The 25,042-nt window shown below is 71.2% G+C and carries 23 protein-coding genes; 8 read left to right on the top strand and 15 right to left on the bottom strand.

The window, feature by feature from the left end:
• Window positions 1–97: 97 nt before the first annotated feature.
• A complete protein-coding gene (locus ACFWBF_RS09370; protein WP_385597642.1) occupies window positions 98–874 on the top strand; it encodes an aquaporin in 777 nt (258 codons plus the stop codon).
• Window positions 875–989: 115 nt separating this feature from the next.
• Here the strand turns inward: ACFWBF_RS09370 and ACFWBF_RS09365 are convergent, their stop codons facing one another.
• From ACFWBF_RS09365 to ACFWBF_RS09350, 4 genes are read right to left on the bottom strand one after another with little or no spacing between them, the layout of a single operon-like run.
• On the bottom strand, window positions 990–1,907 hold the full coding sequence (locus ACFWBF_RS09365) for a MerR family transcriptional regulator (protein WP_385597639.1): 918 nt from the start codon (window positions 1,905–1,907) through the stop codon (window positions 990–992).
• Window positions 1,908–1,917: 10 nt separating this feature from the next.
• Window positions 1,918–2,862: a metal-dependent hydrolase gene (locus ACFWBF_RS09360; protein WP_385597636.1), complete on the bottom strand. Its 945-nt coding sequence runs from the start codon at window positions 2,860–2,862 to the stop codon at window positions 1,918–1,920.
• Window positions 2,859–4,631, bottom strand: a complete 1,773-nt coding sequence (locus tag ACFWBF_RS09355; RefSeq protein ID WP_385597632.1) for an SDR family oxidoreductase — start codon at window positions 4,629–4,631, stop codon at window positions 2,859–2,861. The genes ACFWBF_RS09360 and ACFWBF_RS09355 overlap by 4 nt, the downstream gene beginning before the upstream one ends.
• Complete coding sequence (locus ACFWBF_RS09350) at window positions 4,628–5,485, bottom strand: M24 family metallopeptidase (RefSeq protein ID WP_385597629.1); 858 nt, start codon at window positions 5,483–5,485, stop codon at window positions 4,628–4,630. The genes ACFWBF_RS09355 and ACFWBF_RS09350 overlap by 4 nt, the downstream gene beginning before the upstream one ends.
• A gap of 213 nt (window positions 5,486–5,698) precedes the next feature.
• On the opposite strand from ACFWBF_RS09350, the gene ACFWBF_RS09345 reads away from it, so the two are divergent.
• From ACFWBF_RS09345 to ACFWBF_RS09325, 5 genes are all read left to right on the top strand, one after another.
• Window positions 5,699–6,679: an ABC transporter ATP-binding protein gene (locus ACFWBF_RS09345; RefSeq protein WP_385223792.1), complete on the top strand. Its 981-nt coding sequence runs from the start codon at window positions 5,699–5,701 to the stop codon at window positions 6,677–6,679.
• The gene (locus ACFWBF_RS09340) at window positions 6,669–7,556 is read left to right on the top strand and encodes an ABC transporter permease (RefSeq protein ID WP_385223793.1); all 888 of its coding nucleotides are present in this window, start codon (window positions 6,669–6,671) and stop codon (window positions 7,554–7,556) included. Before ACFWBF_RS09345 ends, ACFWBF_RS09340 begins: the two co-directional genes overlap by 11 nt.
• Entirely contained in the window at window positions 7,553–8,464 is a 912-nt protein-coding gene (locus ACFWBF_RS09335) for an ABC transporter ATP-binding protein (RefSeq protein WP_385597625.1), read from the top strand. The genes ACFWBF_RS09340 and ACFWBF_RS09335 overlap by 4 nt, the downstream gene beginning before the upstream one ends.
• Window positions 8,465–8,478: 14 nt before the next feature.
• A complete protein-coding gene (locus ACFWBF_RS09330; protein ID WP_385597620.1) occupies window positions 8,479–9,198 on the top strand; it encodes an ABC transporter permease in 720 nt (239 codons plus the stop codon).
• 86 nt (window positions 9,199–9,284) lie between these two features.
• On the top strand, window positions 9,285–9,944 hold the full coding sequence (locus ACFWBF_RS09325) for a rhomboid-like protein (protein WP_385597617.1): 660 nt from the start codon (window positions 9,285–9,287) through the stop codon (window positions 9,942–9,944).
• 147 nt (window positions 9,945–10,091) lie between these two features.
• Here ACFWBF_RS09325 and ACFWBF_RS09320 read toward each other — a convergent pair whose 3' ends face one another.
• The 9 genes from ACFWBF_RS09320 to ACFWBF_RS09280 form a co-directional block, all read right to left on the bottom strand.
• A complete protein-coding gene (locus ACFWBF_RS09320) occupies window positions 10,092–10,904 on the bottom strand; it encodes an HAD family hydrolase (protein ID WP_385597614.1) in 813 nt (270 codons plus the stop codon).
• Entirely contained in the window at window positions 10,901–12,178 is a 1,278-nt protein-coding gene (gene serS, locus ACFWBF_RS09315; protein ID WP_385597611.1) for a serine--tRNA ligase, read from the bottom strand. The genes ACFWBF_RS09320 and serS overlap by 4 nt, the downstream gene beginning before the upstream one ends.
• Before the next feature lie 527 nt (window positions 12,179–12,705).
• Window positions 12,706–13,641, bottom strand: a complete 936-nt coding sequence (gene pheA / locus ACFWBF_RS09310) for a prephenate dehydratase (protein WP_385597608.1) — start codon at window positions 13,639–13,641, stop codon at window positions 12,706–12,708.
• 42 nt (window positions 13,642–13,683) lie between these two features.
• Window positions 13,684–14,967 (bottom strand): iron uptake transporter deferrochelatase/peroxidase subunit, encoded by a 1,284-nt coding sequence (efeB, locus tag ACFWBF_RS09305; RefSeq protein ID WP_385597701.1) that lies wholly within the window; start codon window positions 14,965–14,967, stop codon window positions 13,684–13,686.
• Window positions 14,964–16,922, bottom strand: a complete 1,959-nt coding sequence (locus ACFWBF_RS09300; protein WP_385597605.1) for a copper resistance protein CopC — start codon at window positions 16,920–16,922, stop codon at window positions 14,964–14,966. Before ACFWBF_RS09300 ends, efeB begins: the two co-directional genes overlap by 4 nt.
• A 22-nt stretch (window positions 16,923–16,944) precedes the next feature.
• On the bottom strand, window positions 16,945–17,439 hold the full coding sequence (locus ACFWBF_RS09295; protein ID WP_385597603.1) for a copper chaperone PCu(A)C: 495 nt from the start codon (window positions 17,437–17,439) through the stop codon (window positions 16,945–16,947).
• Complete coding sequence (locus tag ACFWBF_RS09290) at window positions 17,436–18,089, bottom strand: SCO family protein (RefSeq protein WP_385597601.1); 654 nt, start codon at window positions 18,087–18,089, stop codon at window positions 17,436–17,438. The genes ACFWBF_RS09295 and ACFWBF_RS09290 overlap by 4 nt, the downstream gene beginning before the upstream one ends.
• A 79-nt stretch (window positions 18,090–18,168) precedes the next feature.
• A complete protein-coding gene (locus ACFWBF_RS09285) occupies window positions 18,169–18,885 on the bottom strand; it encodes a YcnI family protein (protein ID WP_385597598.1) in 717 nt (238 codons plus the stop codon).
• Between the two features lie 115 nt (window positions 18,886–19,000).
• Window positions 19,001–19,810, bottom strand: coding sequence for a hypothetical protein (locus tag ACFWBF_RS09280; RefSeq protein ID WP_385597595.1), 810 nt, complete (start codon window positions 19,808–19,810; stop codon window positions 19,001–19,003).
• A gap of 236 nt (window positions 19,811–20,046) precedes the next feature.
• Here ACFWBF_RS09280 and ACFWBF_RS09275 point away from each other — a divergent pair, with 236 nt between their 5' ends.
• Window positions 20,047–20,562, top strand: a complete 516-nt coding sequence (locus ACFWBF_RS09275) for an ATP-binding protein (protein WP_385597593.1) — start codon at window positions 20,047–20,049, stop codon at window positions 20,560–20,562.
• A 79-nt stretch (window positions 20,563–20,641) separates the two neighbouring features.
• On the opposite strand, the gene ACFWBF_RS09270 is transcribed toward ACFWBF_RS09275, so the two are convergent.
• Together ACFWBF_RS09270 and ACFWBF_RS09265 are read right to left on the bottom strand one after the other, a co-directional pair.
• Window positions 20,642–22,108 carry an aminopeptidase P family protein gene (locus ACFWBF_RS09270; protein WP_385597590.1) on the bottom strand — a complete coding sequence of 489 codons (1,467 nt, stop codon included), beginning with the start codon at window positions 22,106–22,108 and terminating at the stop codon, window positions 20,642–20,644.
• 95 nt (window positions 22,109–22,203) lie between these two features.
• Window positions 22,204–23,778, bottom strand: coding sequence for a PP2C family protein-serine/threonine phosphatase (locus tag ACFWBF_RS09265; RefSeq protein ID WP_385597587.1), 1,575 nt, complete (start codon window positions 23,776–23,778; stop codon window positions 22,204–22,206).
• A gap of 427 nt (window positions 23,779–24,205) precedes the next feature.
• On the opposite strand from ACFWBF_RS09265, the gene ACFWBF_RS09260 reads away from it, so the two are divergent.
• Window positions 24,206–24,910 (top strand): bifunctional DNA primase/polymerase, encoded by a 705-nt coding sequence (locus ACFWBF_RS09260; protein ID WP_385597584.1) that lies wholly within the window; start codon window positions 24,206–24,208, stop codon window positions 24,908–24,910.
• Window positions 24,911–25,042: the final 132 nt, after the last annotated feature.

Here is a 25,042-nt window from a genome sequence, read left to right as displayed (position 1 = left end):
GGGCGGACGTCCTCGGTGGCCATGATGGACACCCTCTATCGTCTTTCCGAGATACGGAATAGATTTTCCGCTGCCACTTCTGTTCAGGGGAGGAACCATGACATCCCAAGCGTCCCTGCCACGCCGCGCGGCCGTCGAGCTCATCGGCACCGCCGGCCTGCTCGTGGTGGTGATCGGATCCGGGATAAAGGCGGCCGAGGTGAGCCGCGACACGGGCGTCGCCCTCGTCGCCAACTCGCTCGCCACCGCCATCGGCCTCGGGCTGATCATCACCCTCTTCGGGCCGCTCTCCGGCGCCCACCTCAACCCGGTGGTCACTCTCACCGCCTGGTGGGGCCGGCGCACCGGCGGCGAAGGCCTCGCGGGCCGGGACGCCCTCGTCTACACCGTCGCGCAGACCGCCGGGGCCATCGGCGGGGCGGTCCTCGCGGAGGCCATGTTCGGCCGTGCCCCGGGCACCTTCTCCACCCAGGTCCGCGACGGGGGCCACCTGCTCGTCGGCGAGGTGGTCGCGACCGCCGGACTCGTCCTCGTCATCCAGGGCCTCGGCCGCATCGGGCGCCCGGGGCTCATCCCGCCGGCGGTCGCGGCGTACATCGCCGCCGCGATCTGGTTCACGTCCTCCGGCTCCTTCGCCAACCCGGCCGGCACCATCGGACGCTCCTTCAGTGACTCCTTCACGGGCATCGCCCCGCAGTCGCTGCCCGGTTTCGTCGCCGCGCAGCTGCTGGGCGGGGTCCTGGGCCTGGCCCTGGCGGCCTTGGTCTACGGGCGCGCCCAGCGGGCGGCAAGCGTCGTCGCCTCCGGCGCGGACAGCCTGGAACAGGTGGCCGAAAAGCACCCCACCGACCCGGCCTACGAGGCCGCCGTCTGAGCTTCCGGGCCGAGTTCCCCACAGATCCAGGGGAGTTGTCCACAGCTGTCCACAGCCCTTTGGCCCGGTTTCGGCGACAAAAGCGGGATCCGCCCTGTGGACTACTGAGCGACTGCTACCGGCCGCCGCCGCGACGCGCCAGATCGTTCATCGTCCGGGCCTGCAGCTCCCGCTCCGTCGCGGCCCGGACGAACTCCGCCACGTGCTCTGCGCCCACCAGATCCTGCACCGCCCGTACCGTCTCGGCCGGCAGCGCCACCGGGGCCGGTCCCGCCGGCTGCGGGGAGGCGCCCGCCCCCAGGTGCCGCTGCAGGTGCCGGGTCGCGAACAGTTGCATCGCCCGGGCCAGCTCCGCGTCCACCGTCTGCTGAGCCAGCGGCCGCAGCCTGCGTACCATCGTCGCCGCCTCGGCCGCGTCCGCGTCGGTGGGCGGCACCGGCCCGAGGTAGCGGGCGAAGACGTGCTCGGTGGTGAACTCCAGGAAGCGCGAGGCGATGTGCTCCACCTGCCCGCGCAGCTCCCGCAGGTGACCGGTGATCGCCGACAACGGCACCCCGGCCGCATACAGCTCGGCGGCCACCGCCAGCTCCTGCGGCGACGGCACCAGGAACTGGTCGGGGCGGCCCGGGATCCGCTCCAGGACCCCCAGCTCGCACGCCTGGTCCACGGCGTCGTCGTCGGGTTTGCCGCCGAACCGGGAGTTCAGCTCGTCCCGGCTGATCCGGGCCGCCTCCTCGTCGGTCCACGGCCCGTGCACCTCGGCGACCAGCCCCAGGACCCCGCCCAGCCCGCGCCCCGCGTCCCAGGCTTCCAGCAACTCCTTGATGGAGGCCAGGGTGTAGCCGCGGTCCAGCAGGTCGGCGATCTGGCGCAGCCGCGCCAGATGCGTGTCCCGGTAGACATTGGACCGGCCCCGCCGCTCCGGCTTGGGCAGCAGACCGCGGTCCTGGTACGCCCGGATCGTGCGCACGGTCGCACCGCTGTGGTGTGCCAGATCCTCGATCCGGTACTCGGCTACTGCCTGATCGGACAATCCCGGCTCCCTACGACATGGCGGCTCGGCCGACCGCGCCCGCGGCGGCCCGGGCGGCAGGTGAAGCCGCAAGGTACTCGACCGCCCTGCGCAGCGAGCCCTCCTGCGAGGGATGGTACGACCGCCGCAGGTAGCGGGGTATGGCCGTGCCGAGCTCTCTCCACGTCGGCAGCAGTCCCCTGGCCACGGCCTGGTTGTGCGAGCGCAGTGAATAGCGCAGCCGCCCGCGCAGCCGCGGATCGTGACGCATGAGGTACGAGGCCCCCCACACCCACAGCCAGCCGAGCACCGGGGCGACCACGACCATGCCCCCCACGCGCCGGGCGTACCGGGGCAGGCCCTCTCCCCCACAGTGCTGGTACATGTCGAAGGCGACAGAGCGGTGCTCCACCTCCTCCGCCCCGTGCCAGCGCAGCAGGTCCAGCATGATCTCGTCCGCGCCGGCCCGGTCGAGCGCCTCGGCTCGCAGCACCCAGTCCCCGAGAACGGCCGTGAACTGCTCGATCGCGGCGATCAGCGAGAGCCGGAAGCGCAGCCACTCCTGCGCCGTGACCGGCGCCCCGAGGGGCGGGTTCTCCCCCAGCAGCTTCTCGAAGAGGAAGTCCACGTGCCTCGTGTACGCCCCGGTCGGCAGGTCCTGCTCCGCGAGGTGGTCCAGCACGTACGCGTGCTGCACGCTGTGCGTGGCCTCCTGGCCCATGAACCCCTTCACGTCCCGCCGCAGCCCCGAGTCGGTGACCAGCGGCAGGGCCTCCTTGAAGACCTTCACGAACCACCGCTCGCCGGCGGGCAGCAGCAGGTGCAGCACGTTGATGACGTGGGTGGCGGTGGGCTCGTCCGGTATCCAGTGCAGGGGCGTGGTCGTCCAGTCGAAGGCCACCCGGCGCGGGCTGATCGCGTACGAGGCCCCCCGCGGGCCCGGTGCGGGGGCGGGCCCCTGCCCGGCCCGGCTCACAGCCGGGGCTCCAGCTTCGCGAAGGCCCGCAGCGTGCGGGGGGCGAAGCGGGACATCCACAGGGCGCCCTTGGACTCGGGGGTCACCGGCACCACGGCCTCATTGCGCACGACGGCCCTCAGGATCGCGTCGGCGACCTTCTCCGGCGGGAAGTTGCGAAGCCCGTAGAGCCGCGAGGAGCGCTCCTGGCGGCGCTTCTCCTCGGCCGCGTCCACCCCGGTGAACCGGGAGGTGGCGGTGATGTTGGTGTTGACGATGCCCGGGCAGATCGCCGAGACCCCGATCGACTTCGAGGCCAGCTCGGCCCGCAGGCACTCGCTCAGCATCAGCACCGCCGCCTTGGAGGTGCTGTACGCGGGCAGGGTCCTGGACGGCAGATAGGCCGCGGCGGACGCGGTGTTGACGATGTGTCCGCCCTGGCCGCGCCCGGCCATCTGCGCGCCGAAGATCCGGCAGCCGTGGATGACGCCCCACAGGTTCACGTCGAGGACCTTCTTCCAGTCCTCGGAGCTGGTCTCCAGGAAGGGGCCGGACAGGCCGATCCCCGCGTTGTTGACCAGGACGTCCACGATCCCGTGCTCGGCAGCGACCTTCGCCGCGAGCTCCTCCATCGCCTGCTCGTCGCTCACGTCCACGCACTCGCCCCAGGCCTCGGGAGCGCCGACGAGGCGGGCCATGTCGGCCGTGCGCACCGCGCCCTCGGCGTCCCGGTCCACGCACACCACCCGGGCCCCGGCCTCGGCGAACGCGAAGGCGGTGGCCCGGCCGATGCCGCTGGCCGCGCCGGTGACCAGGACCAGCTGGCCGCCGAACCGGTCGGCGTACTTCCCCGGAGCCTTGAGCTCCGGCGCCCGCGTGGCCGGCTCCTCCCGCGCGGTGACGAACTCGGTGATCCAGGCGGCCAGCTGGTCGGGCCGGGTCCGGGGCACCCAGTGCTTGGCCGGAAGGGTGCGGCGTACCAGGTCCGGGGCCCACACTTCGAGGTCGTCGTAGAGCCGCTCGGAGAGGAAGGCGTCCCCGGTCGGTGTGATGAGCTGGACCGGTACGTGCGCGTACGCGTCGGCGCGCGGCCGCCGCAGGCGCGGCCGGATGTTGTCCCGGTAGAGCCAGGCGCCGTGCGCCGCGTCCGAGGGCAGCGAGTCCGTCGGGTAGGAGCCAGCCGGCACCTTCTCGATCCGCTGCAGGATCCCCGGCCACCGCTTGCCCAGCGGCCCGCGCCAGGCGAGCTCGGGCAGCACGGGCGTGTGGAGCATGTACACGTACCAGGACTTGGCGCCCTGGCCGAGCAACTGCGCCGCCCGGCGCGGGGTCGGCCGCGCCATCCGCTTCTTGATCCAGTGCCCGAAGTGGTCGAGCGAAGGCCCCGACATGGAGGTGAAGGAGGCGATCCGGCCCTCGGTGCGGCCGATCGTCGCGAACTCCCAGCCCTGTACGGAGCCCCAGTCGTGGCCGACCAGGTGCACCGGCCGGTCCGGGCTGACCGCGTCCACCACCGCCAGGAAGTCGTCGGTCAGCTTCTCCAGGGTGAAACCGCCGCGCAGCGGCTGCGGGGCCGTGGACCGCCCGTGGCCGCGTACGTCGTAGAGCACCACGTGGAAGCGCGCGGCCAGCCGCTCGGCGACCTCCGACCAGACCTCCTTGCTGTCCGGGTAGCCGTGCACCAGCACCACGGTCGGCCGGTCCGCCTCGCCGAGCTCGACGACGCAGAGCTCGACCCCGCCGCTGCTCACCCGGCGCTCGCGCGCCCCCGCGATTCCCGTCCCGCTCATGCCGTCTGCTCCTCAGCCCAGCGCCGCACGTGCGGCAGATCGTCGTCCAGCCAGAACGCGCTCTCCTCGGGGTCCCGGGAGTCGGTGACGACCAGGATCTCCTCGAACTTCGCGCCGGTGCCCCGGAAGCCCAGGTGCGGTTCCACCGCCCACAGGCCGGGCTGCGGCGGGTGGTCGGAGAAGCGGTACGGACTCCACAGCGGGGACCAGCCGTCGCGGTGCCCGTGCAGGGCGTCGGCGGCCAGCCCCTTCAGGGCCTGCGTGCCGAACCCGAACGCGGTGGGAGACCAGCGCCGCTCCTTGACCCGGTCTATCTTGTGCGCGATCACCCCGAAGGGGTAGGCGCGGTGCCGGTTGGCGTACCCCTGGCGGGTCATGAGCCGCTCGACGTCCTCGTAGATGTCGCGCAGCGAGCGCCGCTCGCGCACCTGCTCCAGAATCAGCTCGCGGTGCGCCTTGAGGTCGGCGAGCAGCCGGTCGTGCACCGGATTGAGGCCGAGGCATCCCGAGTACCCGATGTCGGCGGTGTAGCCCTTGTAGACCGGTGCCATGTCGAGGATGAACGGCATCCCCGGCTCCAGCGCGCGGTTCGTCGGGAAGAACTGCAGGGGGATCTTGAAGTTCACGAAGGCGGTGCGGTCCCCGAACCACGCGAACGGCATGTGGAACCAGTCGCGGACCCCGCGCTCACGCAGCCATTCGCGCTGCATCCGCGCGGCCTCGCGCTCGGTCACCCCCGGCCGCAGCTGAGCCGCGACGGCCTCCGCGCACGCGTAGGAGAGGCGCTGCACTTCCTTGAAGCCGCTCAGTTCGGCGGAGAGTCGCGCGGTGCGTTGCTTGGTGTCCCCAGCCATACCAGCCCGTCCATCCCTACTAGCCGTACGCGCCCGTAACTTGACACTGATGAATGTGACAATGACCGGAGATCACGTCAAGGCCCGTGCACAGACCTGTGGACAAACTTGTCCGCGTCAGCCTTTCGTCAGGGTGTGTAGTCCTGAAGGCGTAGACCGGATCCCGCTCCAGGTCTGACGATCTGCTCCTCGAGCGCCACTAACGTCTGACTCGTGACTGTCATCGCGACCGAAAGCCTGAGCAAGCGGTACCCCCGAGTGACCGCCCTCGACCGGCTCTCCCTGGACATCGGGCCCGGCGTAACCGGCCTCGTGGGTGCCAACGGAGCCGGCAAGTCCACGCTGATCAAGATTCTGCTCGGACTGTCCCCCGCCACCGAGGGCACCGCCGCCGTGCTCGGACTCGACGTCGCCACGCATGGCAGCGCCATCCGTGAGCGCGTCGGCTACATGCCCGAACACGACTGCCTGCCGCCCGACGTCTCGGCCACCGAGTTCGTCGTGCACATGGCGCGCATGTCCGGGCTCCCGCCGACCGCCGCCCGTGAGCGGACCGCCGACACCCTGCGCCACGTGGGGCTGTACGAGGAGCGGTACCGCCCCATCGGCGGCTATTCCACCGGCATGAAGCAGCGCGTCAAGCTCGCCCAGGCGCTCGTCCACGACCCCCAGCTGGTGCTGCTCGACGAGCCCACCAACGGCCTGGACCCGGTCGGCCGAGACGAGATGCTGGGCCTGATCCGCCGCATCCACACGGACTTCGGCATTTCGGTGCTGGTCACCTCCCACCTGCTCGGCGAGTTGGAGCGGACCTGCGACCACGTCGTGGTCGTGGACGGCGGCAAGCTGCTGCGCTCCAGCTCCACCAGCGACTTCACCCAGACCACCGCGACCCTCGCGGTCGAGGTCACCGACTCCGACACCCACCCGGATGGCACCTCCGCCCTGCGCAAGGCGCTCACCGAGGCGGGCATCACCCTGCACGCCGGCGAGGAGCAGGGCCTGCCGGGAGCCGGCCACATCCTCCTCGTCGAGGCCACCGGCGAGCAGACGTACGACACCGTCCGCGACACCGTCGCCGACCTGGGGCTCGGCCTGGTCCGCATGGAGCAGCGCCGCCACCACATCGCGGAGGTCTTCCGTGACAACGACCAGTCCGTCCAGCGGAAGGGAGCCGGTTCCGATGGCGCCTGACACCTCGACCCAGATCCACAACATCGGCTACCGGTCCTACGACGGCCTGCGTTTGGGCCGCGCCTACGCCCGCAAGTCGCTGTTCTCGCAGTCCCTGCGCGGGGCCTACGGACTCGGTCGCTCCGCCAAGTCCAAGGTGCTGCCGATGATCCTCTTCGCGGTGATGTGCGTACCCGCGCTGATCCTCGTCGCGGTGGCCATCGCGGTACCCACCTACAGCGACCTGCCGATCAAGTACACGACGTACGCCCTGACCACCCAGGTGATCATCGGCCTCTTCCTCGCGTCCCAGGCGCCCCAGTCCGTCTCCCGCGACCTGCGCTTCAAGACGGTGCCGCTCTACTTCTCGCGGCCCATCGAGCGCGTCGACTACGTCGTGGCGAAGTTCGCGGCGATGGCATCGGCCCTCTTCATCCTCACCGCCACCCCGCTGCTGATCATGTACATCGGCGCGCTGCTGGCGAAGTTCGACTTCGGTGACCAGACCAAGGGATTCGGGCAGGGACTGGTGTCGGTACTGCTGCTGTCGCTGCTCTTCTCCGGCCTCGGCCTGGTCATGGCGGCGCTCACCCCGCGCCGCGGTTTCGGCGTCGCCGCGATCATCGCCGTGCTGCTGATCCCCTACGGCGCCGTCACCGCGGTCCAGGGCATCGCCTACAACACCGGGTCCACCGGCGCCATCGACTGGATGGGCCTGTTCTCCCCGATCACCCTGATCGACGGCTTCCAGACCGCCCTCCTCGGTGCGACCTCCGCCTTCCCCGGCGGCACGGGCCCCTCGGCCGCCACCGGTGTGGTCTACCTGCTCGTCATCCTTGGCCTCATCGCCGGCTCCTACGCCGCCCTGATGGCCCGCTACCGGAAGGCCGGGCTGTGACCATCATCGACATCGACCACGCCTCGCGCTGGTTCGGCAACGTCGTCGCCGTCAACGACGTCACCATGCGCATCGGACCCGGCGTCACCGGACTCCTCGGCCCCAACGGCGCCGGCAAGTCCACCCTCATCAACATGATGGGCGGCTTCCTCGCCCCCTCCACCGGCACCGTCACCCTCGACGGGACGCAGATCTGGCGCAATGAGCAGGTCTACAAGCAGATCGGCGTCGTGCCCGAGCGCGAGGCCATGTACGACTTCCTCACCGGCCGGGAGTTCGTCGTCGCCAACGCCGAACTCCACGGCCTCGACGACGCGGCCGCCCAGCGGGCCCTGGCCACCGTCGAGATGGAGCACGCCCAGGACCGCAAGATCTCGACGTACTCCAAGGGCATGCGCCAGCGCGTGAAGATGGCCTCCGCCCTCGTCCACGACCCGTCCGTGCTCCTGCTCGACGAGCCGTTCAACGGCATGGACCCGCGCCAGCGCATGCAGCTGATGGAGCTGCTGCGGCGCATGGGCGACGAGGGCCGCACCGTCCTGTTCTCCTCCCACATCCTGGAGGAGGTCGAGCAGCTGGCCTCCCACATCGAGGTGGTGGTCGCCGGCCGGCACGCGGCCTCCGGCGACTACCGCAAGATCCGCCGCCTGATGACGGACCGCCCGCACCGCTACGTGGTCCGCTCCTCCGACGACCGGGCCCTCGCCGCGGCCCTGATCGCCGACCCGTCCACGGCCGGCATCGAAGTCGACCTGAAGGAAGGCGTCCTGCGGATCCAGGCCGTCGACTTCGGGCGCTTCACCGAGCTGCTGCCGCGGGTCGCCCGCGCGCAGGGCATCCGGCTGCTGACGGTCTCGCCCTCCGACGAGTCCCTCGAGTCGGTCTTCTCCTACCTCGTCGCGGCCTGAAGGAGCTGGCAACCATGTACAACCCCACCGTCGCCCGGCTCACCTACCGGGCCCTGCTCGGCCGCCGCCGCGCGCTGATCCTCTGCGCGCTGCCCGTCCTGCTGATCGTCATCTCCGTCGCCGTCCGCGCCTTCACCGGCCTGGACGACAAGGTCGCGGCCGACCTCCTCGGCGGCTTCGCCCTCGCCACCATGGTCCCGCTGATCGGCGTGATCGCCGGTACCGGAGCCATCGGTCCGGAGATCGACGACGGCTCGATCGTCTACCTGCTCTCCAAGCCGGTGAAGCGCCCGACGATCATCATGACCAAGCTGATCGTCGCGATCGCCGTCACGATGGCCTTCTCCGCCATCCCCACCCTGATCGCCGGCTTCATCCTCAACGGCAACGGCCAGCAGATCGCCGTGGCTTACGCCGTCGCCGCCGTCGTCGCCTCCATCGCCTACAGCGCGCTCTTCCTGCTGCTGGGCACCGTCAGCCGGCACGCCGTCGTCTTCGGTCTGGTCTACGCCCTGATCTGGGAGTCGCTCTTCGGCAGCCTCGTCAACGGCGCCAAGACCCTCAGCATCCAGCAGTGGGCCCTCACCCTCGCGGAGAAGATCGCCGGCGAGGGGTACGTGGACGCCAGCGTCGGCCTGAACACCGCCGTGGTCCTGCTCGTCACGGTCACCGTCGGTGCCACCGTCTACGCCGGCCAGAAGCTGCGCCGTCTCACCCTGGCGGGCGAGGAGTAGGACCCCGCCGCACCCGCTCCCCGTACCGTGCCCCGCCCGGCCCACCCGGCCAGGCGGGGCACAGTCGCGCACGTCATCATCAGTGCATGATCGAGCACCCCGAGCCCGAGCCGTCCAGGCCCGTGCGGTCCTGGATACGGTCCACGCCCGGGACACACATCTGGCTGCTGATCATCGCCATCACCAGCATCGTCGTCGTGATCGCACCCGACCACCTCGAAAGCGTCCTGCTCCACCGCAACAGCAGCAATATCCACGAACTCGCCAAACACCCCCTCCGGACCCTGCTCTCCAGCGCCTTCTGGATCGAGAACCCGGCCTCGCTCGCCCTCTACGCCGTGCTCTTCGAGCTGTTCCACGCCCCCGTCGAACGCTGGCTCGGCACGATGCGCTGGCTCCTGATCGTCGCCACCGCCCACGTCACGGCCACCTTGATCACCCAGAAGGTCGTCCTGATGGCCATCCAGGACCACCGCGCCCCGCGCAGCATGGTCCACGTCGTCGACATCGGAGTCAGCTACGGACTCGCCGCCGCCGTAGGCGTCCTGACCTACCGGCTCCCCGGCCCGTGGAGATGGTTCTACCTCGCTGGAGCCGTTGCCTTCTTCGGGCTCCCGCTCGTCACCGGCGGTACCTTCACCGACCTCGGCCACGCCATTTCGCTCGCCGTCGGTCTGCTCGCCTGGCCGCTCACCCGGCATCCGCACCCGCACGGGCGCCCCGCTCGTGTTTCACGTGAAACATAGCCGCGGCCACCGCGCGGAAAATCGCTGGTACGGGGATTGCGCGCGGGGCAGAGTGGGTGGTGCGGGGAGCAACAAAAGGTCCGGGGCAGCCACTTCGAGCGCGCCTTGCGGCGCGGGCTGCCCCGGACCTCTCGTACGTTTCGCGTGCTAGGCGGAGCCCAGCAGACGCTCCAGCACCACCGCGATGCCGTCCTCCTCGTTGGAGGTCGTCACCTCGTCGGCCACCGCCTTCAGCTCTGCGTGGGCATTGGCCATCGCCACCCCGTGCGCGGCCCAGCCGAACATCGGGATGTCATTGGGCATGTCGCCGAAGGCGATCGTCTCCGCCGCCTTCACTCCCAGCCGGCGCGCGGCCAGCGAGAGCCCGGTCGCCTTGGTCAGCCCGAGCGGCAGGATCTCCACGATGCCGGGGCCGGCCATCACGATGTCCACCAGGCTGCCCACGGTCTCCCGGGCCACCTTGACCAGAGCGTCGTCGTCCAGGGTCGGGTGCTGGATGTACAGCTTGTTCAGCGGAGCCGTCCACACCGCGGCGGTGTCGTCCAGGTATATGGCCGGAAGGCCCTCCTGCACCTGGTATCCCGGCCCGAACAGGACTTCGCCGTCCACTCCGTCCCGGCTGGCGGCCAGGGCGAGCGGGCCCACCTCGGCCTCCAGCTTCGACAGCGCCAGACCGGCGAGCTGCCGGTCCAGCGTCACCGAGGTCAGCAGCCGGTGCGCGCCCGCGTCGTAGACCTGCGCACCCTGCCCGCAGACGGCGATCCCCTTGTAGCCGAGGTCGTCGAGGACGTGCCGGGTCCAGGGCACGGCCCGGCCGGTGACGATGATGTGCGCCGCGCCCGCCGCGGTGGCCGCGACGAGCGCCTCACGGGTGCGTTCTGAGACGGTGTCGTCGCCACGCAGCAGCGTGCCGTCGAGATCGGTCGCGACGAGCTTGTACGGGAACGGGGCCGGGCTCACTTGGTGATCGGCTCCAGGACTTCGCGGCCGCCCAGGTACGGGCGGAGCACGGGGGGGACCCGGACGGTGCCGTCGGCCTGCTGGTGGTTCTCCAGGATGGCGACGATGGTGCGCGGGACGGCGCACAGCGTGCCGTTCAGCGTGGACAGCGGCTGGGTCTTCTTGCCGTCGCGGTAGCGGATCGACAGGCGGCGGGCCTGGAATCCGTCGCAGTTCGAGGCGGAGGTCAGCTCGCGGTACTTGCCCTGGGTGGGGATCCAGGCCTCGCAGTCGAACTTGCGCGAGGCGGAAGAGCCCAGGTCACCGGTGGCGACGTCGATCACCTGGAACGGCAGCTCCAGGCTGGTCAGCCACTGCTTCTCCCAGTCCAGGAGACGCTTGTGCTCGGCCTCGGCCTCCTCCGGCGCGACGTACGAGAACATCTCGACCTTGTCGAACTGGTGGACGCGGAAGATGCCGCGGGTGTCCTTGCCGTACGTACCGGCCTCGCGGCGGAAGCACGGCGAGAAGCCGGCGTACCGCAGCGGGAGCTTGTCCGCGTCGATGATCTCGTCCATGTGGTACGCGGCGAGCGCGACCTCGGAGGTGCCGACCAGGTAGTAGTCGTCCTTCTCCAGGTGGTACACGTTCTCCGCGGCCTGCCCGAGGAAGCCGGTGCCCTCCATGGCGCGCGGGCGGACCAGCGCCGGGGTCAGCATCGGGATGAAGCCGGCCTCGGTGGCCTGCGCGATTGCCGCGTTGACCAGCGCCAGCTCCAGCAGCGCGCCCACACCGGTGAGGTAGTAGAAGCGCGAGCCCGACACCTTGGCGCCGCGCTCGACGTCGATGGCGCCGAGCGACTCGCCGAGCTCCAGGTGGTCCTTGGGCTCGAAGCCCTCGGCGCCGAAGTCGCGGATGGTGCCGTGCGTCTCCAGGACGGTGAAGTCCTCCTCGCCGCCGACGGGCACGTCCTCGTGGACGATGTTGCCCAGCTGGAGCAGGAGCTGCCTGGCAGCCTCGTCGGCCTCGTTCTGCTCGGCCTCGGCGGCCTTGACGTCCTGCTTGAGCTGGTCGGCCTTCTTCAGCAGCTCGGCCCGCTCCTCCGGGGAGGCCTTCGGGATCAGCTTGCCGAGCGACTTCTGCTCGTTGCGCAGTTCGTCGAAGCGCATGCCGGAGGACCTGCGGCGCTCGTCGGCGGAGAGCAGTGCGTCGACGAGGCCGACGTCCTCTCCACGGGCGCGCTGCGAGGCGCGGACACGGTCAGGGTCTTCACGGAGCAGCCGGAGGTCAATCACCCCTCCAGGCTACCGGGCGGGGCTTCCTGGGATCACACCGATATCACGCTGCGTGTCACTATGTCCCAATTGCGGCAAATGGAAAACTTCCCGCAGGCGGCTGGGAGCTACCGTTCCGGGAAGGTCGATAAAAGCGGTCCCATTCCCCGAAAAGGGGCGCGGCGTCAGGGATCGGGCAGGCCCTGAGCAGGGCCGGAGGGCCTGTCTTGTCCACAGGAATTCCCGGCCGGGGCGTCTTATCCACAGGCTGTGCGCCGGATCTGTGGACACGGAAATAGATCAATCCCGCCCAGGAGGCAGCCAGGGCCGATCAGGGTTCAAACCGCCCTCACACACTCATTCGGGTGGGAATGACTCGCTCCAAAGAGTTGATCGGCGATACGGGGGTGACGCCGTTCACCTTCCGCTCCCCAGCGCGAAACCTATGCCCCCCGGCCGATATGTCGACCTTGTCGCGCGACTCTGTCGACTTGTCCCCAGGCACGACCCTCGGCCTGTGGATAACTCTGTGGACAGTGGACGGAGCCCTACGCGCGGCCGTCGAGGCAGCGTGCCAGCCAGTCGGAGGCGGCCGTGAAGTCGCCGTCGGAGGTGCCCGACCGCGGCGCGCGGACGTCACCCTGGGCAACGCCGGCGCGCGGGTACGAGCCGAGGAAACGCACCTGGGGACAAGTGCGCTTGAGACCCATGAGGGCCTCGCTGACCCGGCGGTCCGAGATGTGGCCCTCGGCGTCGACGGCGAAGCAGTAGTTGCCGATGCCCTCGCCCGTGGGCCGGGACTGGATCAGCATCAGGTTCACCCCGCGCACGGCGAACTCCTGGAGCAGCTCCAGCAGCGCACCGGGGTGGTCGTCGCCGAGCCACAGCACCACGGAGGTCTTGTCCGCGCCGGTCGGCGCGGCCGGCCGGGCCGGGCGTCCGACGAGCACGAAGCGGGTCTCGGCGTTCTCCGCGTCGTGGATCTCGGTCACCAGCGGGACGAGCCCGTAGGTGGCCGCCGCGAACTCGCCCGCGAAGGCGGCGTCGAACCGGCCCTCCTGGACCAGCCGGGCTCCGTCCGCGTTGGAGGCGGCCGACTCCCACACCGCGTCGGGCAGGTTCGCCCGCAGCCAGTTGCGGACCTGCGGCTGCGCGACCGGGTGCCCGGTGACGGTCTTGACGTCCGAGAGCTTCGTCCCGGGCCGCACCAGCAGCGCGAACGCGATCGGGAGCAGCACCTCGCGGTAGATCATCAGCGGTTCGCCGGAGGCGAGCTCGTCGAGGGTGGCGGTGACCCCGCCCTCCACCGAGTTCTCGATCGGCACCAGCGCGGCCGCGGCCTCGCCGTTGCGTACGGCGTCCAGGGCGGCCGGGACCGACACCATCGGGACGAGCTCCCGGGTCGCGGCTTCCGGCAGTGTGCGGAGGGCAGCTTCGGTGAACGTGCCCTCGGGACCGAGATAGGTGAAGCGAGTGGCCGACATGTGATCAGCCTAATGCCGGGGCGCAGGCCGCCGCGGGGCTGTTCATCCTTCGAGCAGCCGCTGCCCGACGTACTCCCCGGCGCGTGCGCCGGGCGGCACGGCGTACAGGCCGCTGGACTCGTGCCGGATGAACTCCGACAGCGCGTCGCCCCGGTCGAGCTTGCGCTGGACGGGGACGAAGCCCCGCAGCGGGTCGGCCTGCCAGCAGATGAAGAGGAGTCCCGCGTCGGGGGCGCCGTCCGGGGCGATCCCGTCGTGAAAGGAGAAGGGCCGTCGGAGCATGGCGGCCCCGCCGTTCTGTGCCGGGGCCGAGATCCGGGCGTGCGCGTTGGACGGGATGACCGGCTTGCCGTCGGAGCCGATCTTGTCGAGGCCCATCGCCGTGGTCTCGCCGCCGCCGGTCAGCGGGGCGCCGTTGGACTTGGTCCGGCCGATGACCTGCTCCTGCTGGGCGAGGGTCTGCCCCTCCCAGCTGTCGAGGAGCATGCGGATACGGCGTACGACGGCGTACGAGCCCCCGGCCATCCACGCGTGCTCGGCGGGTCCGGGGCCGGCGCCCTGCACGAAGATCCGCTTGTCGAAGTCGGGGTCGGCGGGCTTCGGGTTGCCCGTGCCGTCGATCTGGCCCATCAGGTTGCGGGCGGTCATGGGGGCCGCGGTGGCGCCGGGGGACCGGTTGAAGCCGTTCATCGACCAGCGCGGGCGCGCGGCGTCCCCGGCGTCCTTCTGCAGGGCCCGCAGTGCGTGGAACGCGACGAGCCCGTCATTGGCGCCGATCTGGACCCACAGGTCGCCGTTGCTGCGCTGGGCGTCGAGCCGGTCCGAGGAGAAGTCCGGCAGCGGGTCGAGGGCCGTGGGGCGGCGGGCGGCGAGGCCGGTGCGCTCGAAGAAGGAGTGTCCGAAGCCGAAGGTGACGGTGAGGGACGAGGGCCCGGCGTCCAGGGCGATGCCGGTGTCGGAGGTGGGCGCGGTCTCTCCTGCCATGAGCCGGCGGGCGGTATCGGACCAGCGGCGCATCAGGGCGGCGGCCTCGGTGCGGCCGGCGCCCGGTGCCAGGTCGAAGGCGAGGACGTGGCCCTTGGCCTGGAGGGGGGTGGTGATGCCGGGCTGGTGGTCTGCGTGGAACGCGACCTGGGTGGCGCCGAGGGAGCCGAGGCTCCCGGCGGCTCCCGGGGTGCCCGTCCCGGGTTCCGCGACGGCGGCGTGGACGAGGGCGCCGCCGGTGGCGCCGAGTGCCAGCCCGGCGGCGCCCGCGGCGCCGACGGTGCCCAGCAGACGGCGGCGGGAGATCTCGATGTCGGGGTTGCTCTCGGTCACGCTGGTCAGCCGATCTTCACGTTCTTCTGCACGGTCGTCTGGTCGATGTCGGAGGTACGGACGGTCACGTCGATCCGCCAGTCGCCGGCCAGCGGCAGCTGGACGCCGGACGCACTCCAGTGCCCGGGCGCGGCGTGTTCGGGCACGACCGGCAGGGGACCGATGTCCTTGGTCGGGAGGGTGAAGGAGACCTTCACCTCGGGGAGGTCGAGGGGCTTGCCGTCGGGGGTGTCGGCCCAGACGTGGAGGCTGTTGGCCCCGACGCGGCCCGGATCGAGCTCGACCCGGACGGAGCCCTTGCCGTTCTGGCCGCCGGTGTCGAAGGGCAGAGTGACCTTGATGGCCCGGTTGGGGACGGCGGTGGCATTGGAGCCCCGCCCGGCCTCCAACTCCGCGGCCCGGCCGGGTTCGGTACTGGTGAGGATGGTGGTGACGGCCAGCAGGACGACGGCCACACCCGCCTCGGCGAGGACGGAGCGGCGCAGGCCCGCGCGGTCCGGATCGGCGTCGCGCGCCTGCCTCTCGCGCGCGTTGTCCTGTGCGGCCTGCTGCCGGACGAGCTGAGCGGCCCGCTTGGGATCGCCAGCGCCCGCGCCGGTGCCGCCGACTGACTGTGTTTCACGTGAAACATCGCGCTGCGCGACGACCTTGGCCGCCTTGGTCCCCTTGGCTGCCTTCACGGCGGGGGCTTCGGCGAGCCGCCCGGTCCAGGTGCGGGAGAGATAGGCGATGGAGAGGAGGACGGCCACCAGGCCGACCTTGACGAGCAGGAGCTGCCCGTACCCGGTACCGGTGAGGGCGGACCAGGTCCCGATCTGGCGCCAGGCCTGATAGGTCCCGGTCGCGGCGAGGACGATCACGCTGGTGAAAGCGACGGCGGAGAAGCGCCGGATGGCCTCGCGCTCGATCCCGGGGGCCTTGTGCAGGGCGACGAGCAGCGCCGTGAGTCCGCCGAGCCAGGTGGCGACGGCCAGCAGGTGAAGGATGTCGACGGGCATGGCGATACCCGGCTGGATGCCGGTGGAGGCGTGCTCGGACAGGGCCCAGGTGGCGGCGATTCCGCCCGCGACGACGGTCCCGCCGACGGCGAGCCCGAAGACGAGGTCGCTGTCGGCCTTGGTGTCCTCCGCACTCCTGTCGGCGTGCTGCCGTCGTGCGTAGGCGCCGAACAGGACGGCGATGAAGAGCGCGGCGGCGCCGAGCAGGAGCAGCCGGGAGACGAGCGAGGCGCCGGACTTGGTCTCCAGGACGGCCTTGAGCCCGTCGAGGTCGAAGGCGTCGGCGAATTTCCCGGACCCCGTGTACGGGTTGCGCAGCATCAGCATCGCGAGGGTGGCGACGGTGAGGGTGACCCAGGCCCGTACGACCAGCCGCTGCAGCGACCGCTCGGCGGCGCCCCGGCGCCAGCACACCAGGATGAACGCCGCCCCGCCGACGAGGACGGCGAAGCCGGCGTACGCGGCGTACCGCGCGACGTCGTAGGCGAGGGCGACGGGGCCGTCCCCCGCGGTCTGCGCGGGCAGGTTCACGGCGGTGGCGGAGGGTGCGCCGATGGAGAAGGTGAAGGCACCGGCGACGGGATGGCTGTCGGCGGAGACGGCCTGCCAGGCCACGGTGTAGGTGCCGTTGGGCAGGCCGGTGTGCAGGGCGGTGCCGTAGCGGATGGTGGATCCGCTGCACATGTCGCGCAGTTCGCCGGTGTCGATGCGCTTGCCCTGGGGGTCCAGGACGCGGATGGAGTCGTTGCCCATGGCGACCTGCTCCGAGAAGGAGAGGGTGACCTGGGCGGGGGCCGTGGCGACCACCGCCCCGTCCTTGGGGTCGCTCGCGGTGAGTGCGGCGTGTGCCGAGGCCGGGGCGGCCATGGCGAACAGGGTTGCCAGCAGGGCTGCGAGGACCAGCGTGAGCCTCGGCAGGAGTGCCGTGGCGTGGACGCGGGCCGCGGATGGGGCGGTGGCCGTCATGGCGTGTCAGTCCCTCGGTCCGTCAGTGGGCGGTGCCGTCGGTGGATGTCGGCGTCTGGGCGTTGTACGTCCGCTCCTTGACGTCCAGCTCGACCTTCACGGGCGCGGCCTTCTCGAAGCGGAGCTCGACGGTGACCTTGTCGCCGACCTTCGGGGTGCTCTTGAGCCCCATGAACATGACGTGGCTGCCGCCGCGCTCCAGCCTCAGCTCGCCGTTGGCAGGCACGTCCATGGACTGGACCTGCTGCATCTTCTGGTCCTTGGTCTCGTGGATCTGCAGATCGTCGGAGAGCGTGCTGGTGACGCCGGTGAGCTTGTCGGCCGTCTTGGAGTCGTTCTTGATGACCATGAACGCGCCGGCCATCTTGTCGTTGACCGGCTGGGGCATGAAGGCGCCGCTGACCGAGAGCTTCGGCTTGCCGCCGGAGTCCCCACCGTCCGAGGAACAGCCGGATATGGCGAACGCTGCCGTCAGGGAGAGGGCGGCGGCGAGGGTGCGGGTGGTGCGGGCGTTCACGGGTTCTCTCCCTTGACGATCTTCGGCAGGTCCTTGGTGTAGTCATCGACGGTGGTGCCCTCGCCGTACAGGACGTAGCCCTCGTCCGTCTTGGGCGAGAACGCGATGACCTGGGCGCCGTGCATGGAGACGACGCTGCCGTCGGCCTCCTTCGTGGCGGCCTCGATACCGATGCCGAGCTTGCGCGCGGCGGCCTGGATGGTGGCGAAGTCCCCGGTCAGTCCGATGAAGGACGGGTCCTGGGCCTTGAGCCACGAGCCGAGGGATTCGGGAGTGTCCCGGTCGGGGTCGGTGGTGACGAAGACGACTTGGAGCTTGTCCTGGTCGGCCTTCGGGAGCGCCTTCTTGGCGACGGCGATGTTGCTCATCGTCAGCGGGCACACGTCGGGGCAGTTGGTGTAGCCGAAGTAGATGAGCGTCGGCCTGCCCTTGGTCTGCTCGCGCAGGTTCCACGGCTTGCCGGTGGTGTCGGTGAGGACCAGTTCCGGCTTGTCGAACGGGCGGTCGAGCAGGGTCGCGGAGCCGGCCTTGGCCTGGCCTCCGCTGATCTGCTTGACCGAGTTGGCCGGGGCCTGCTCACCGCCGCAGGCGGTGAGGGTGAGGGCGGCCGCTGCCACGAGGGCGGCGACCGTCACACGTGTGGTGCGCATGAAGAGGTGTCCCTGGGATCGGGGTTGGTACGGACCGTCCGCGGGCGCCGCGACCGTGCGGGCCTGCGGGCGTGGCAGGTCAGGAGGCGCGGCGGCGCGAGGCGACGCCGAAGGCCACACCGGCGAGACCGACGACGATGCCGGTGATGCCGAGGGCACGCGCGGTCGTGTCGGAACCGCTCTCGGCGGCCTCGTCGTGACCCTTGTCGGCGTTCTTGGCCCCGTCGTCGTTCTTGGCACCGTCGTCGTGGTGGTCGCCGCCCGCGGCGGGCGCGGCGGTCAGCTTCAGGACGGGCGCCGGGTTCTGCGGCTCCGCGGCGCCCGGCTTGGTCTCCTCGATCCAGCGGACGACCTCGTTGTTGTCGTAGGTCTGGATCGCCTTGAAGACCATCTGGTCGACGTTGTCGGGCAGCTTGCCCACGGAGACCGGGAACTGCTGGAACCTGCCGGGCTCGATCTTGCCGCCGGTCCAGGTCACCTTGGTGACGACCTCGTTGATCTGCTTGCCGTGCACCGTGAGCGGCTTGTCGAGCTTGGTCTTCTCGACGTTCGAGGTCCAGCCGGGGATGTCCTGGGGCATCACGGACGTGAGCGGCTGGTCGACCGGGAAGTTGACTTCCAGCTGCGTGGTCGACGCGTTGTCGCGCTCGTTGGGCACCTTGAAGTTGATCGTGGCGTAGCCGCCCTTGGTGGCCTCGCCGGGCTGCACGCCGACGTGGGCGGACGCGGTGCCGGAGAGGAAGAGGACGGAGCCGGCGGCGATGGCGGCGGCGATGGAGACGCGAGAGGTCTTCATGGCAGAAACACTCCACGGAAGCAGTGGTGACGGAAGGCTCCGCGCACACGGCGCGCGCGGAGTTCGCGGCACCGGTGCTCCCGTCGTGTGTCCCGGGGAGTTTGGGGGTGCCGCGTCAGGCTGCGAGGGCGAGGGCCATGGGCGGCCCGCGCCTGATCACCGTGTGCTGGAGCGCTTCCCGGCCGGTGGAGGCGGCGGGTCCGGCCGCGGTCCGCGAGGCCCGCGGGGCACCGGCGGGCGTACCCGCGGGCCCGGCGCCGAGCGCCCGTACGTACGCCAGCGCGGCGCGCAGCGGACGTACCGGATCGGCTTCGGCGGAGAGCCGGGACAGCTCCACGAGGCGGAAGAGCGCGGCGTCGCCACGTCCCATCAGCCAGCCGGCCGCGAGCGCGGCCAGCAGGTGGCCGAGCAGCATGGCCGGGCTGAACAGACCGGTCGAGGGCTGCGCCGCGGCCTCGGCCATGTGGGCGTGGGCCGCGTGCCCTTGTGCCTGGGCCTGCGCGGCCAGGGTGACCGGGTCCAGGCCGGCGGTCTCCAGGATCTGCCGGGCGTCGGCCGGGCTGAGCGGTACGGAGTTGCCCCCGCACACCAGCCGGGCCGCCAACGCCGCGAGCGAAGTGTCGGCGGGAGACGCCGAGGTGGAGGCCGCCGCGCCGTGCTGGCCGAGGCCGAACACCGCGTGCAGCCCGAGCTGTCCGGCCGCGAGCCCGGCGGCGATGCCGGGCAGTGAGCGGCGGCGTCCCGCGAGCGGGGCCGCGACCGCGAAGACGGCGAGGAAGCCGATGCCGAGGGCCCACCAGGGCACGGTGGCGCAGGATGCCAAGGCGTGCCCGGCCGCGGACAGCACGACACAGACCGCGGTGAACACCGCGGCCCGGATCAGTCGGAGGCCGGCTCCGGCCTGCGTCGCGTGGGGGGCAGTCATGGCCGGGCCATCATCGCACTGCGCTTAGGCGCTTCATACGGCAGGTTCCGGAAGGCGCCTCGGATTCCGCTCCACGGCCGCTCCAGGCAGGAGGGCGGCGAACGGCGGCCGAAGTCACCCACGCCCGCCCCATACCGCCGCATACACCGCCACTCGGGAGCGCCACATCGGCCGAATGAGGGCTGCGAGCGCCGCCCGGGGCTTACACCCCGCCATGGACGGCAATAGGTAACCGTATGAGCATCTGGTGGTCTCTCCACTTGAGGCGCGAAGCAGCGAGCGTGCCGTTGGCCAGGCGGCTGCTGCTCGGGACGATGGAGACCGCAGGGGTCGACCCTGACATCTCCTTCGACCTGTCGGTGGCGCTGAGCGAGGCGTGCGCGAATGCGGTGGAGCACGGGGGTCCGGCGACCGACGGCGGCCGGGACGGCGCGGAAGCCGGTCAGGAGGCCTGCGCGGCGTACCGCGTGACGGCGTACCTGGACGGGGACTGCTGCCGGATCGAGGTGACCGACTCGGGTCCCGGTTTCCCGCCGGATTCGGCCGCGGCCGACACGAGAGCCGGGGGCGGCCCCGGGCAGGCCGGCACCCCGGGGCATCCGGAGACGTCGCGGGAGCACGGCCGGGGCCTGTGGCTGATCGCGGAGCTCGCGGACCACGTCCGGTTCCGCAACCGGCCGGGCAGCGGTGCGGTGGTCAGCTTCGACAAGATCCTCAAGTGGCGCGAGGGAGCCCTGCTGAAGGTCTCGTAGTACGCCGAAGGGCGGGACCCCGTAAGGGATCCCGCCCACCGGCGTTGCGCTCGGGCCCGAGCGCTCGGGCGCGGCCAGGTCAGCCCTTCAGGCGCGCCATCCACGCCTCGACCTCGACCGAGCTGCGCGGCAGCCCGGCCGACAGGTTCCGGTTGCCGTCCTCCGTGACCAGGATGTCGTCCTCGATCCGGACGCCGACGCCGCGGTACTCCTCGGGCACGGTCAGGTCGTCGGCCTGGAAGTACAACCCGGGCTCGACGGTCAGGCACATGCCCGGCTCCAGCGTGCCGTCGACGTACGCCTCGGTGCGCGCGGCGGCGCAGTCGTGGACGTCCATGCCGAGCATGTGGCCGGTGCCGTGCAGGGTCCAGCGGCGCTGGAGGCCGAGCTCCAGGACGCGCTCGACCGGACCCTCCAGCAGGCCCCACTCGACGAGCTTCTCGGCCAGCACGTGCTGGGAGGCGTCGTGGAAGTCGCGGAACTTCGCGCCCGGCTTGACGGCGGCAATGCCGGCTTCCTGGGACTCGTACACGGCGTCGTAGATCTTGCGCTGGATGTCGGTGTACGTGCCGTTGATGGGCAGCGTGCGCGTGACGTCGGCGGTGTAGAGGGAGTGGGTCTCCACGCCGGCGTCGAGCAGCAGCAGGTCGCCGGAGCGGACGTCGCCGTCGTTGCGGACCCAGTGCAGGGTGCAGGCGTGCGGGCCGGCGGCGCAGATGGAGCCGTAGCCGACGTCGTTGCCCTCGACGCGGGCGCGCAGGAAGAAGGTGCCCTCGATGTAGCGCTCGGAGGTGGCCTCCGCCTTGTCGAGGACCTTCACGACGTCCTCGAAACCGCGGACGGTGGAGTCGACGGCCTTCTGCAGCTCGCCGATCTCGAACTCGTCCTTCACGGCGCGGGCCTCGGAGAGGTAGACGCGCAGTTCCTCGTCGCGCTCGGCGGTGACCTTGTCGGTCAGGGCCTTCTCGATGAGGGCGTCGTGGCCGCGCACGGCGCGCACCGGGCCGGTGGCCTCGGTAAGGGCCTCGGCCAGTTCGCGGACGTCCTTGGCGGGGATGCCCAGAAGCTGCTCGGCCTCGGTGAGCGAGTGGCGCCGGCCGACCCACAGCTCGCCCTGGCCGGACAGCCAGAACTCGCCGTTCTCCCGGTTGGAGCGGGGCAGCAGGTAGACGGTGGCCGTGTGGCCGGTGTCGCCCGCGGGCTCCAGGACCAGGACGCCGTTCTCGGTCTGGTCGCCGGTGAGGTACACGTACTCGGTGGACGCGCGGTAGGGGTACTCGGTGTCGTTCGAGCGGGTCTTCAGACGGCCCGCGGGCACGACGAGGCGCTCGCCGGGGAAGCGCGCGGACAGCGCGGCGCGGCGGTCGGCGGTGTGCGCGGCCTGGGCGATCGGCTCCAGTCCGTGCAGCTCCGTGTCGGCCCAGCCGGTGCGCATGCTCGCGGCGAGTTCGTCACTGACGCCCGGGTACAGCCCGTTCTTGCGCTGCTTGTGCGTCTTCTTGGGCTGCTCTTCTTCCGGGGTCTCCGGGGTGAGCTCGTCAGCCACGTCTTCTCCTCAGCTGCTACGACATGCAAGGACCGGGTACGGACCTCATCCATCGTATGTGTGAGCGGAAGACGCCCGGAACGCGATGTGACAAATCAGTCAAAACGGGCGGCAAGTAGAACGATGTCCTCCTCGGCCCCAGCCCCGGCCCCAGCCCCGGCCCCGGCCCCGGCGTCCACCTCCCCTTCGGGCAGCACGGTCCGCAGGATGTGGTCGCACAGGGCGGCCGGATCCTCGCGCACGCCACGGGGCGCTCCCGCGGCCGCGGCGTGCAGCCGCGCGTAGGCCCGGTCCATCGGGTCCCCGGTACGCCGCAGCAGCCCGTCCGTGTACAGCAGCACCGTTTCTCCCGGTGCGGGCTCGACCTCCACGCTCGGGGCCTCCCAGCACGCCAGCATCCCCAGCGGCGCGGAGAGCGTGGTCTCCACGTACTCGGTGCGCCGCTCGCCGATCAGCAGCGGCGGGGCGTGCCCGGCCCCGGCCAGGATGACCTTCCGCTGCGCGGGCTCGCAGTAGGCGAAGAGCGCGGTCGCCGAGCGCGCCGGCTCGGTCAGCCGCAGCAACAGCTCCAGGTCGGACAGGACCGCGACCGGATCCTCGCCTTCCATGACGGCGTACGCCCGCAGCGACGCCCGCAGCCGCCCCATCGCGGCGACGGCGCTCGGTCCGGAGCCGGTGACGGAGCCGACGGCCAGCCCCAGCGCGCCTTCGGGCAGCGGCAGCGCGTCGTACCAGTCGCCGCCGCCGCGCGGGCCGGTGTGGTGACGGGCGGCGAGCTGGACCCCGGTGACCCGGGGCAGCCGGCTGGGCAGCAGTTCCTCGGCGACGGTGGCCAGGCGCGAGCGGGAGCGCTCGATCTCCAGCATCCGGGCCAGGTACTCGGCGGCGTGCCGTACGTACAGCCCGGCCAGGTCGCGCTGGCGGTCGCTGGGTTCGGCCTGCTCGTCGTAGAGCCAGACGGCCGCGCCGAGCCGCCCGGTGGCCTCGGCGGTCAGCGGCAGGGCGTAGCTCGCGGCGTAGCCGAGGCGGGCGGCGACCTCGCGGTGGCGCGGGTCCACGGGGCTTCCGTAGCCCCCCGCTCCCGGGACGGCGCCCGGTTCGGGCAGCACCTCGGAGCCGCCCTGCGCGTCGGGCAGCCCGTCGAGGATGCGGCCGTACGAGGTGGCGCTGCGCGGCACGGTCTCGATGTGACCGAGGTCGGCGCGGCCGAGCCCCAGACCGATCGTCGTACTGGGGCCGAGGCCGTCGGAGGGTTCCAGGACGACCAGGCCGCGGCGGGCGCCGACGAGGGCGGCTCCGGCGCGCAGGAACTCCTGGAGAGAGGAGGTGAGGTCACTGGCGCGGGCGAGGCGTTCGGTGAGTTCGTGGAGTGTGGTGAGATCGGAGACCATGCCTGCCAGCCGGTCCTGGATGAGCGTGCTCGCGGCCGGTGCCGGCGCAGGTGCGGGCGCCGGAGCGGGCGCGGTGCGTGCCGGCACGGGCGCCGCAGTCTGCGGGGATGTTGTAACCGCTGGATCGATTCCAGCCACTTTCGGCAGATGCGGGGCGCTCATGGCGTCCGCCTTTCCAGCTGGTGCGATTCGCCATATAGCATCGCAAACCCCCAGATCGTGCTGCGCCGCTATCAATGAATCCACATCTACACGCAGACGAGGAGCGATGTCCAGCATTGCCCAGGTGGGAATCCTGGTGTCTGTGGGACGACAACTCACTGTCCGGCCAAGGCTAGAACTTGGCCAGAAAAAGCCGGAAGCAGACGGTTTTTGCGGTCGACTGGGCGGGCTCCTGAGTGGGTCCGGGTACGTAATCGGTGGTGCCCGGGGTCAGTTGGCGCAGCCCGGCACCCTTCGGCACCCGCCGGGCACCTGTCGGGAACCGCCCGGCGCGGCCCGTCGTCCTAGGCGGCGGCAGCCGGTCTCGGCGCCCCTGCGGGTCGCGTACGGCCCGCGTCGGACGTTCCATGGACCCGTAAGAAACTGCACGAACCGTGTGAACCTGCTTCAGGCGGACAGTGACGCGAAACGTGTACGTGTGGTGAAACACCGCTTACATGGTGTGATGTGGCCCTCGGCGTTCAACGGAAAGGAACGAGCGCTCATGCGCGAGATCCTCGGAAGGCGTCTCCAGCGGCTCCGCAATCGCTTGCAATCCCTGCGCCCCGCCCCGCGGCAGAGCGATCCGTCCGCTCTCCCCCTCCTCGACGCGGCGCTGACCTGCGCCACCGCCTGGCAGTGGCCCGTGCTGCCGGGCGTCGGACGCTCCGGCACCGACAGCGCGCGGTGCGCCTGTCCCGACCCCGACTGCGTCGTGCCCGGCGCGCACCCCTTCGACCCCGGCCTGCTCGCGGCCACCACCGACCCCCGGATGGTGGCCTGGTGGTGGACCAACCGGCCCACCGCCTCCGTCCTGCTGGCCACCGGCGGGGCCGCGCCGTGCGCGGTCAGCCTGCCTGCCGCCGCGGCCGCCCAAGCCGTCGTACGCCTGGACGCGCAGGGCATGCGACTCGGGCCGGTCGTGGCGACCCCGACCCGGTGGTCGCTGCTGGTGGCGCCGTACTCCCTGGAGCGTCTCGGCGAACTCCTCTACGCCAAGGACCACGTGCCCTCCTCGCTGCGCTTCCACGGCGAGGGCGGTTACCTGTTGCTGCCGCCCTCCACCGCGTCCGGCGGCGGCCACGTGCGCTGGGAGCGGGAGCCCGCGCAGGACGGGGGCATCTGGCTGCCGGAGGTGGAGGCGGTCGTGGACGCCCTGGTCGAGGCGAGCACGGGGGCTCCGGGCGGCGGCAGCCGACTGGCGTACTGACGCTCGGGTGCTGAGGCTCGCGTACTGACGTACGGAGCACGGCGGGATCACTCGTACGAGTGTCAGCAGGACGAGTTTCCAAGGGAATTGGGCGCGGGGATCTCCGTGCCCCATTCCCGCGTCGCTATCTTC

The organism is Streptomyces sp. NPDC060028, from assembly GCF_042736725.1.
Lineage (GTDB): Bacteria > Actinomycetota > Actinomycetes > Streptomycetales > Streptomycetaceae > Streptomyces.
This window is presented reverse-complemented; position numbering and strand designations above follow the sequence as displayed.

Excerpts from the sequence above, each read along its gene's own strand:
- ACFWBF_RS09370 (WP_385597642.1), top strand. The coding sequence starts at position 98 with ATGACATCCCAAGCGTCCCTGCCACGCCGCGCGGCCGTCGAGCTCATC.
- ACFWBF_RS09355 (WP_385597632.1), bottom strand. The coding sequence starts at position 4,631 with ATGAGCGGGACGGGAATCGCGGGGGCGCGCGAGCGCCGGGTGAGCAGC.
- ACFWBF_RS09350 (WP_385597629.1), bottom strand. The coding sequence starts at position 5,485 with ATGGCTGGGGACACCAAGCAACGCACCGCGCGACTCTCCGCCGAACTG.
- ACFWBF_RS09340 (WP_385223793.1), top strand. The coding sequence starts at position 6,669 with ATGGCGCCTGACACCTCGACCCAGATCCACAACATCGGCTACCGGTCC.
- ACFWBF_RS09330 (WP_385597620.1), top strand. The coding sequence starts at position 8,479 with ATGTACAACCCCACCGTCGCCCGGCTCACCTACCGGGCCCTGCTCGGC.
- ACFWBF_RS09325 (WP_385597617.1), top strand. The coding sequence starts at position 9,285 with ATGATCGAGCACCCCGAGCCCGAGCCGTCCAGGCCCGTGCGGTCCTGG.
- pheA (WP_385597608.1), bottom strand. The coding sequence starts at position 13,641 with ATGTCGGCCACTCGCTTCACCTATCTCGGTCCCGAGGGCACGTTCACC.
- ACFWBF_RS09300 (WP_385597605.1), bottom strand. The coding sequence starts at position 16,922 with ATGACGGCCACCGCCCCATCCGCGGCCCGCGTCCACGCCACGGCACTC.
- ACFWBF_RS09290 (WP_385597601.1), bottom strand. The coding sequence starts at position 18,089 with ATGCGCACCACACGTGTGACGGTCGCCGCCCTCGTGGCAGCGGCCGCC.
- ACFWBF_RS09285 (WP_385597598.1), bottom strand. The coding sequence starts at position 18,885 with ATGAAGACCTCTCGCGTCTCCATCGCCGCCGCCATCGCCGCCGGCTCC.
- ACFWBF_RS09280 (WP_385597595.1), bottom strand. The coding sequence starts at position 19,810 with ATGACTGCCCCCCACGCGACGCAGGCCGGAGCCGGCCTCCGACTGATC.
- ACFWBF_RS09275 (WP_385597593.1), top strand. The coding sequence starts at position 20,047 with ATGAGCATCTGGTGGTCTCTCCACTTGAGGCGCGAAGCAGCGAGCGTG.
- ACFWBF_RS09265 (WP_385597587.1), bottom strand. The coding sequence starts at position 23,778 with ATGCTGGACATCGCTCCTCGTCTGCGTGTAGATGTGGATTCATTGATA.
- ACFWBF_RS09260 (WP_385597584.1), top strand. The coding sequence starts at position 24,206 with ATGCGCGAGATCCTCGGAAGGCGTCTCCAGCGGCTCCGCAATCGCTTG.